A 7,769-nucleotide genomic window follows, 5' to 3' on the forward strand; every position below is an offset into this window, starting at 1 on the left:
TGGCGCGCCTTCGCCTGTCAGGGCTTGGCTGGGTTGGATGTCAGCGGTGGCCTAGAGTCTGGCCAGCCGGTCGATCGCCAGGTGCAGCGTTTCGTCTTTCTTGGCAAAACAAAAGCGCACGACGCGTTGGTCGAATTTCCCGCCATAGAAGGCCGACAGCGGGATCGCCGCCACACCCACCTCGGTGGTCAACCAACGGCAAAAGGTTTCTTCGCTCAGGTCGCTCACGGCCGAGTAGTCCACGCTTTGGAAGTAGCTGCCGGTGGTGGGCAGGAGCTTGAGCCGGGTCGATGCGAGGCCCGCGCGAAAGAGGTCGCGCTTGCGCTGGTAGAACGCACCCAGCTCCAGGTACGGCGCAGGGTCGGTCATGTAATCGGCCAGGCCGTGTTGCACCGGCGTGTTGACGGTGAACACGTTGAACTGGTGCACCTTGCGAAACTCCGCCATCAGTGGCGCAGGTGCAGCCACGTAGCCCACCTTCCAGCCGGTCACGTGGTAGGTCTTGCCGAAGCTAGACACCACGAAGCTGCGCGCCGCCAGCTCGGGATGACGCGACACGCTTTGATGCTGCACGCCGTCGTAGACCATGTGTTCGTACACCTCGTCGGCAATCACGATCACGTGGGTCGGCCGCAGCAGCGTGGCCAGGCGATGCATGTCATCGCTTGTCCAGACGGTGGCGCTCGGGTTGTGCGGCGTGTTGATGACGATGGCGCGTGTGCGCGGCGTGAGTGCGGCGGCAATGCGCTCGAAATCGGGTGTGAAGCTGCGCGGCGTGAGCGGCACATGCACGGCGCGGCCACCGGCCAGCACGATGTTGGGGTCGTAGCTGTCGTAGCTCGGGTCGAGCACGATCACCTCGTCGCCGGGGTGCACGATGGCGAGGATGGCGGTGAGGATGGCCTGCGTGGCCCCTGCGGTCACCGTGATCTCGCCGCCCGGGTCATAACTGTGGCCGTACAGCGTGGCGAGCTTGGCGGCAATGGCTTCGCGCAAGGGCAGGGCGCCGGCCATCGGCGGGTATTGGTTGAGGCCGCGGCGCATGGCGGCGTTGACTGCGTCGAGCAGGCGCGGGTCGCAGTCGAAATCGGGGAAGCCCTGGCCGAGGTTGACCGCGTTGTGCTGTTGCGCCAGCGCCGACATCACGGTGAAGATGGTGGTGCCGACCTGAGGCAGGCGGCTGGTGAGCGGTGGCGGCGTGAAGGTCGTCGTCATGGCAGAGCAGATCAAAGCTGGTAGTCGTCTGATTCGCCATTCATGGCGCGGGTGATCAAGGTGCGGGTCAGGCGGTCTGACAACATCTCGGCGAAGGAGTACACAAAGTTGCGCAGGTAGGCGCCGCGCTTGAAGGCCACACGCGTGATGCTCTGGCCGAACAGGTGGCCGACCGGGCGCGAGACCAGGTCGCCGCCCGGCGGGTCGTCGCGCACCGAGATCTCGGCCACGATGCCCACGCCGAGGCCGAGGCGCACATAGGTCTTGATCACGTCGGCGTCGATGGCTTCGAGCACGATGTTGGGTTTGAGGCGGCGCGCGGCAAACGCCTGGTCGACGCGTGTGCGACCGCTGAACGACGGGTGGTACGACACCAGCGGCTCGCGCGCCAGGTCTTCCAGCGAGATGCGCTCCAGCTGCGACAACGGGTGGCCGGCCGGCATCACCAAGGCGTGATGCCATTCGTAGCAGGGCAGGGACACGAGCTCGTCGACCTCGCCAATGGACTCGGTGGCAATGCCGATCTCGGCCACGTCTTCCAGCAGCATCTGCGCCACCTGGGCGGGCGAGCCCTGGTGCAGGCTGATGTTGACTTTGGGAAAGCGTTTGCGCAGCTGGGCCAGCGGCTCGGGCAAAAAGTAGCGCGCCTGGCTGTGGGTGGTGGCGATCGAGAGCGTGCCGCTGTCTTGTTTGGAAAACTCTTCGCCGATGCGCTTGAGGTTGTTGACCTCGCGCATGATGACCTCGATCGACTTGAGCACGTGTTGGCCCGGCTCGGTGACGCGCCGCAGGCGTTTGCCGTGGCGAGCGAAGATGTCGACCCCCAGCTCGCCCTCCAGCTCCAAAATGGCCTTGGAGATGCCCGGTTGCGAGGTGAACAGGGCTTTGGCGGTTTCGGTCAGGTTCAGATCGCGCCGAACCGCCTCTTGGACAAACCGAAACTGGTGAAGGTTCATATTCCAAAGCAGTATGTGGGCTGCCTGGATTAAATCACTTTGTGTCTGAAGGAGGCGAGTGGTCGGCCAAAACCATGGCCGCGTCGGCCATGGCGCGGATCACGCTGTCGACCTCGCCGATGGCCTGCTGCAAACGCCAGGTGACACGGGGGTGGGTGTGGGCCATGTCGGTCATCAAGGCGGGCAGGTCCTTGCGCACATGGCCGCCGGCGCCGAGGAACAGGGGAACCACGGCCACATCGTTGCAGCCGAGCGCCACCAGGCGATGGCCCGCCTCCGACAGATTGGGGCTCATGAACTCCAGGAACGCGAGTTCCACTGGCAGGCCGGGCCGCCCCTCACGCACCCGCTTGGCCACCGCCTCGAAAGGCAAGGCCCAATTCGGATCACGCGCGCCGTGGGCAAACAGCAGCAGGCCGGGGTGGGTGCTTCGTTTCATCGTGTGTTTACCGGTATCGAACCAACCAACTGAACGCGGCGAATGACAACAGGAGATAGATCAAGCTCGGCGTGGCCGACACCATCCAGGGCGTCCAGTCGCGCAGCAAGCCCAGGTGCGCGGCCACGTTGTTGAGCAGCACGAAGCTGATGCCCAGCATGATGCCTCCGAACACCTTCAGGCTCACCCCGCCGGCGCGACCGTGCATGTAGGCAAAGGGCAGGGCGAGCCCGATCATCACCAGACAGGCCAGCGGGTAGAGCGCACGCTTCCAGAACTTGATTTCGTAGCGCTGCGCGGCCTGTTCGTTGTCGGCGAGGTGGCTGATGTAGCGAAACAGCTCCACTGTCGACATCGAGCTTTCGGGCAACACCGCTGCCGCCACCACGCCGGCCGAGAGCGTGCTCGGCCAGTTGTAGCTGGCGCGTTTTTCTTCGCTCACGTTGAGTCGGTTGCCGGGTGCGTCGGACGCGCTCCAGTCGGTGATGGTCACATCGGACAAGGCCCACACGCCGTCGCCGTCGACCCGCCCACTGGCTGCGCCGATGCGGCGCAGCAGGCGGCTGCCGCCGTCGAACTCGAACACGCGGATGTTCAGCAACTCGCCGTCGGCGTTGGCGCGCTCGACGTTGATCGAGTAAGAGCGTTCACCTTGCGGCGTGGTGGTGCGGTCTTTCAGCCACGCACCCGAATCGCCGAGGCTGAAGCCGCCCTTGAAACGCGCTTGCAATTGAGCCGCCGCGCGCTCGCTCAGCGGCGCGAGGTAGTCGCCCACGATGAAGGTCGCCACGCCAAACGCCACGCCCAACCCGGCCAGCAGGGCCAAGGCGCGGCCCGGGGCGAGGCCGCCGGTTCGCAGGATCGTGAACTCGGAAGATTGCGCCATGCGCGACAGCGCATAGATCGAGCCGATCAACACCGCGATGGGCGAGAGCTCGTACAAATGCCCCGGCAGCTTGAGCACCGAGTGCAGCGCCGCATGCAGCGCGGTGTAACCCTTGCCCACGTCGGCCAGCTCGTCGACGAAGTCGATGAAGAAGAACAGCGACAGGAAGGCCAGCGCCACGAAGAGCACCGACGACACGATGTCGGCATACAGCAAGCGGCGAACCGTCTTCATGCTGCCGCCTTGCGCGCCGCGCGCCACCGGGGCAGCAGCGCGAGGTTGGTGCCGTGATCGCGCCACCACAGCAACCCCAGCGCCAGCAGCAGGGCGCCGCCGTGCGTCATGGTCAGCGCGACACCCATCCCCATCTTGCTGCTGGCCACCCAGGCCTGCGAGAGGTTGATGAGGTTGAAGTAGACGACGAAGGCAGCAGCGCAAACAGCAGGTTCCAGTTGCTCGCCCTCCGCGGCTGCGTGGACGACAGGCCGATGGCCAGCAGCAGCAGGTTGGCTGCCCCCAGCGTGAGGCCCAGCCGCCAGGTCAGCTCGCCTTGGGCGCGTGGCTCCGGGACTCGCAGCAGCTCGATGGTGCGGCGCGCCTTGGGCGGCAGGCTGTCGACGTTGCTGAGCGCCCGTTCGCCGGCCAGCACGCGATAGCTCTCGAATCGCGACACGGTTTTTTCGTTGGTCTTCAGGTTTTGTTCGTTGCGCTGCCCACGGTCGAGCACCAGGTAATTGGCTTCGGGGGTGTTGACGATGCGGCCGCTGCGCGCCGAGGTCACCGACTCGCGCTCGCCCTGTTTGGAGAGGATGAACACGTTGCGCCCGTCGCGGCCGTCTTCGCTCGAGCGCTCGATGAAGAACACCCGCTGGCCATCACGCGAGGTCTGGAACTGGCCGGGCGCCACGCGAGACAGGTCGGAGCGCTGCTCGAACCGCTCGCGCATCTCGGTGCTGTGCTTGTTGACCCAGGGCCAGACGAAGAGCGCGAGCAGGGCCACCACCAGCAGCACCGGCCAGCTCACCCGCAGCACCGGGCGCACGAAGCGCGAGAGGCCCACGCCGCTGGCGAACCAGATCACCATTTCGCTGTCGCGGTACATGCGGCTGAGCGTGGCGACCACGGCAATGAAGAGCGACAGGCTCAGCATGGTGGGCAGGTGGCCGAGCGCGTAATAGCCCAGCAGCAGCGCCACGTCTTGCGGCGAAACGCGCCCCAGCGCCGCCTGGCCCAGAAAGCGGATCACCATCATCGTCAGCACGATGGTCAGGATGACCACCAGCGTGGCGCCGAAGGTGCGTGACAGGTCTCGCCTCAGAGAGGAATCGAATAACATCGTTGGATTCTTGAATGGGCCGCATTATGGACTTCCGACATCAGATTTCTTCGCCCGGCAGCTTGTGCTCGTTGACCGCAGATGCATTGCTGCTGGTGCTGGCTGGTGAAGCGATCGATGCGGCGCTGGATGCCAAGCTCGCCTCGCCCTTGAACGACGCGTTGTCTCACGAAGACCTCAAGCTCAAGGCCGGGCGCAGCCTTTACCTGCACCGCGTGCCGGGCGTGAAGGCGCCTCGCGTGGTGGCCGCAGCGATGGGTGGCTTGGGCGTCAAGGCCTTCAAGGCGGCGGTGTTGCACGGCCTGAACCAGCTCAAGGGCATGGGCGCGCAGCATGTTGCGGTGGCCCTGGTGGGGGGTGGTGATCTGGACGAGCAGCACGCCGAGGCTGTCGTGACCGCAGCGGCAGAAGCGACTTACCTTTATCGGCACACCAAGCCGAGCGCGCCCCAGCCCTCCAAACTCGCCCAGCTGACGCTGGTGTGCAGCAAAGGGCAAGCCAAGGCCGTGCAAGCCGGCCTGGCGCGAGGGCAAGCGGTGAGCGCCGGTGTGACGCTCGCCCGCGACCTGGCCAACCGGCCCGGCAACCACTGCACGCCGACCTATCTGGCCGAGCAGGCCAAAAAGCTCGGCAAGACCTATGACCTCAAGGTCGACGTGCTTGACCGCAAAGAGATCGAAAAACTCGGCATGGGTGCGTTCCTCGCCGTGTCCCAGGGTTCGCACGAGCCGCCGCGCTTCATCGTGGCGCGCTACAACGGCGCGGCCAAGACGCAGGCCCCGGTGGTGCTGGTGGGCAAGGGAATCACCTTCGACACCGGCGGCATCTCCATCAAGCCCGCTGCCGAGATGGACGAGATGAAGTTCGACATGGGCGGCGCGGCGAGCGTGCTCGGCACGCTGCGCGCCGTGGCCGAACTCAAGCCCAAGCTGAACCTGGTGGTGATCGTGCCCACCTGCGAAAACATGCCCGATGGCCGCGCCATCAAACCGGGCGACGTGGTCACCAGCATGTCGGGCCAAACGATCGAGATCCTGAACACCGATGCCGAGGGTCGGCTCATCTTGTGTGACGCGCTCACCTACGCCGAGCGGTTCAAGCCGTCGGTGGTGGTCGACGTGGCCACCCTCACCGGCGCCTGCGTGGTGGCGCTCGGCAACATCAACACCGGCCTCTTCTCGCCCGACGATGCCCTGGCGGGCGACCTGCTCGCCGCCAGCCAGGCCGCGCTCGACCCGGCCTGGCGCATGCCGCTCGACGAGGAATACGCCGAGGGGCTGAAGAGCAACTTTGCCGACATGGGCAATGTGGGCGGGCGTGCGGGCGGGGCGATCACGGCCGCGCTGTTCCTCAAGAAGTTCACCGCCAAGTACCGCTGGGCCCACCTCGACATCGCCGGTACCGCCTGGAAATCAGGCGCCGCCAAGGGCTCCACGGGGCGCCCTGTGGCGCTGCTGACCCACTTCGTCCTGTCTCAGGCCGGATAAGCGTCAACGCCGGGCCGCCGCAACCCCATGACCGAGGTCAGCTTCCACTTCAACGTGCCCGACCGCATGGGCTACGCCTGCCGCTTGTTGCGCAAGGCGGTGCGCCGCGGTGCACGGGTGGTGGTGGCTGCACCAACGCCGGTCCTCACGGCCCTTGACCGCCAGCTGTGGGTGTTCGAGCCGCTTGATTTTGTGCCCCACGTGCACGCCCGGCCCGGCCAGCCGCCGGCGCCGCGCCTGCAAGCCACCCCCATCTGGCTGACCGAACAGGTGCACGAGGCGCCGCACCACGAGGTGCTGCTCAACATGGGCGACGAGCTGATCGATGGTTTCGAGACCTTCACGCGGGTGATCGAGCTGGTGTCGCTCGACGGCCCCGACCGCCAGGCCGGCCGCGCCCGCTGGAAGCACTACAGCGACCGGGGCTATGTGATCGCCAAGCACGACGTGGCCCAGGAGGCCGCGGCATGAAGGTCACCTCTCAGCCACCGCGCAGCGTGCCGGTGCTGACCGAGGTGGTGGTGATGCCCAAGGCGGCGCCCGTGCCCGACAGCGGGTACCCGGCGACGGGCTTCGACAGCGGCTTTCCCGCCACCCAGCCTGCCGCGCTGGACACGAAGCTCTCTGCCACCGCGGGCGCTCCGCTGAGGCCCGCGGCGCCGCCATCGCCGGTGATCGACGAAGCCGCGCTGACCCAGCGTGTGCTGGCCGACCTGGACAAGCAGCTCGACCTGATGTTCGAGCACCGCCTGCGGGAAACCCTGGCGCCGGTGCTGGCGCGCATGACCGACGCCCTGGTTCGCGAGATGCGCAACCAGCTGGCGCTGAGCCTGCGCGAGATGGTCGCGCGGGCGGTGGCGCTCGAACTCGACCGCCTGCACAAGCGCTGATTCGCCCCCATGCACCAATTGAGCAACACCTCTTATTGCATTCTCGACGCGCATTCGGGATCATGGCGGCCTGTCTGAGACTGCAGGCATCGGCACAAGCTTTGCTAATCAGTTTTCCCAACCCTTAAGGAAACCCAAATGAAGAGATCGATCTTTGCGCTCACCGCGACGGCCTCCGTCGTGCTCGCGCTGTCGGCCTGCGGTAAAAAAGCAGAGCCCACGGCAGCTGCGCCCGTCGCATCGGCTCCCGCTGCAGCAGCGGCGGCTGACTCCTCCGTGATCAAGATCGGCCACGTTGCGCCCACCAGCGGCGGCATCGCCCACCTGGGTAAAGACAACGAGATGGGCGCTCGCATGGCCATCGACGAGCTCAACGCCAAGGGGGTGACCATCGGCGGCAAGAAGGTCAAGTTCGAGTTGATCGCTGAAGACGACGCTGGCGACCCCAAGCAAGGCACCGCTGCAGCCCAGAAGCTGGTTGACTCCAAGGTCAACGGCGTGATCGGCCACCTGAACTCGGGTACCTCGATCCCGGCTTCCAAGATCTACAGCGACGCCGG

The 7,769-nt window shown here is 66.0% G+C and carries 10 protein-coding genes; 4 read left to right on the forward strand and 6 right to left on the reverse strand.

Translation table 11 applies throughout. From position 1 onward, the window contains the following. Positions 1-51 precede the first annotated feature (51 nt). From RMO40_RS04665 to lptF, 6 genes are read right to left on the reverse strand one after another with little or no spacing between them, the layout of a single operon-like run. A complete protein-coding gene (locus RMO40_RS04665; RefSeq protein WP_309716987.1) occupies positions 52-1,215 on the reverse strand; it encodes a methionine aminotransferase in 1,164 nt (387 codons plus the stop codon). Positions 1,216-1,226: 11 nt separating this feature from the next. Next, positions 1,227-2,171: a CysB family HTH-type transcriptional regulator gene (locus RMO40_RS04670; RefSeq protein ID WP_309716990.1), complete on the reverse strand. Its 945-nt coding sequence runs from the start codon at positions 2,169-2,171 to the stop codon at positions 1,227-1,229. A 34-nt stretch (positions 2,172-2,205) separates the two neighbouring features. After that, positions 2,206-2,610 carry a CbiX/SirB N-terminal domain-containing protein gene (locus RMO40_RS04675; protein WP_309716993.1) on the reverse strand — a complete coding sequence of 135 codons (405 nt, stop codon included), beginning with the start codon at positions 2,608-2,610 and terminating at the stop codon, positions 2,206-2,208. A 7-nt stretch (positions 2,611-2,617) separates the two neighbouring features. Beyond that, positions 2,618-3,730 carry an LPS export ABC transporter permease LptG gene (gene lptG / locus RMO40_RS04680; protein ID WP_309716996.1) on the reverse strand — a complete coding sequence of 371 codons (1,113 nt, stop codon included), beginning with the start codon at positions 3,728-3,730 and terminating at the stop codon, positions 2,618-2,620. Then, on the reverse strand, positions 3,727-3,858 hold the full coding sequence (locus tag RMO40_RS04685) for a hypothetical protein (RefSeq protein WP_309716998.1): 132 nt from the start codon (positions 3,856-3,858) through the stop codon (positions 3,727-3,729). Before RMO40_RS04685 ends, lptG begins: the two co-directional genes overlap by 4 nt. Then, a complete protein-coding gene (gene lptF, locus RMO40_RS04690) occupies positions 3,843-4,832 on the reverse strand; it encodes an LPS export ABC transporter permease LptF (RefSeq protein WP_309717002.1) in 990 nt (329 codons plus the stop codon). Before lptF ends, RMO40_RS04685 begins: the two co-directional genes overlap by 16 nt. Before the next feature lie 26 nt (positions 4,833-4,858). Here lptF and RMO40_RS04695 point away from each other — a divergent pair, with 26 nt between their 5' ends. From RMO40_RS04695 to RMO40_RS04710, 4 genes are all read left to right on the forward strand, one after another. Next, positions 4,859-6,319 carry a leucyl aminopeptidase gene (locus tag RMO40_RS04695; RefSeq protein ID WP_309717005.1) on the forward strand — a complete coding sequence of 487 codons (1,461 nt, stop codon included), beginning with the start codon at positions 4,859-4,861 and terminating at the stop codon, positions 6,317-6,319. 27 nt (positions 6,320-6,346) lie between these two features. Further along, complete coding sequence (locus RMO40_RS04700) at positions 6,347-6,790, forward strand: DNA polymerase III subunit chi (RefSeq protein ID WP_309717008.1); 444 nt, start codon at positions 6,347-6,349, stop codon at positions 6,788-6,790. Further along, positions 6,787-7,209 carry a hypothetical protein gene (locus RMO40_RS04705; protein ID WP_309717011.1) on the forward strand — a complete coding sequence of 141 codons (423 nt, stop codon included), beginning with the start codon at positions 6,787-6,789 and terminating at the stop codon, positions 7,207-7,209. The genes RMO40_RS04700 and RMO40_RS04705 overlap by 4 nt, the downstream gene beginning before the upstream one ends. A 138-nt stretch (positions 7,210-7,347) precedes the next feature. Beyond that, positions 7,348-7,769, forward strand: a 422-nt coding sequence (locus tag RMO40_RS04710) for an ABC transporter substrate-binding protein (RefSeq protein ID WP_309717014.1), incomplete at its 3' end; no start/stop codon positions are given.

It is taken from the genome of Rhizobacter sp. (genome assembly GCF_031412075.1).
In the GTDB taxonomy this organism is placed as follows: Bacteria; Pseudomonadota; Gammaproteobacteria; order Burkholderiales; family Burkholderiaceae_C; genus Rhizobacter.

What these genes read in the sequence shown, in the direction of transcription:
- RMO40_RS04665 (WP_309716987.1), bottom strand. Translation starts at nt 1,215, where the DNA reads ATGACGACGACCTTCACGCCGCCACCGCTCACCAGCCGCCTGCCTCAG.
- RMO40_RS04670 (WP_309716990.1), bottom strand. Translation starts at nt 2,171, where the DNA reads ATGAACCTTCACCAGTTTCGGTTTGTCCAAGAGGCGGTTCGGCGCGAT.
- RMO40_RS04675 (WP_309716993.1), bottom strand. Translation starts at nt 2,610, where the DNA reads ATGAAACGAAGCACCCACCCCGGCCTGCTGCTGTTTGCCCACGGCGCG.
- lptG (WP_309716996.1), bottom strand. Translation starts at nt 3,730, where the DNA reads ATGAAGACGGTTCGCCGCTTGCTGTATGCCGACATCGTGTCGTCGGTG.
- RMO40_RS04685 (WP_309716998.1), bottom strand. Translation starts at nt 3,858, where the DNA reads ATGGGTGTCGCGCTGACCATGACGCACGGCGGCGCCCTGCTGCTGGCG.
- lptF (WP_309717002.1), bottom strand. Translation starts at nt 4,832, where the DNA reads ATGTTATTCGATTCCTCTCTGAGGCGAGACCTGTCACGCACCTTCGGC.
- RMO40_RS04695 (WP_309717005.1), top strand. Translation starts at nt 4,859, where the DNA reads ATGGACTTCCGACATCAGATTTCTTCGCCCGGCAGCTTGTGCTCGTTG.
- RMO40_RS04700 (WP_309717008.1), top strand. Translation starts at nt 6,347, where the DNA reads ATGACCGAGGTCAGCTTCCACTTCAACGTGCCCGACCGCATGGGCTAC.
- RMO40_RS04705 (WP_309717011.1), top strand. Translation starts at nt 6,787, where the DNA reads ATGAAGGTCACCTCTCAGCCACCGCGCAGCGTGCCGGTGCTGACCGAG.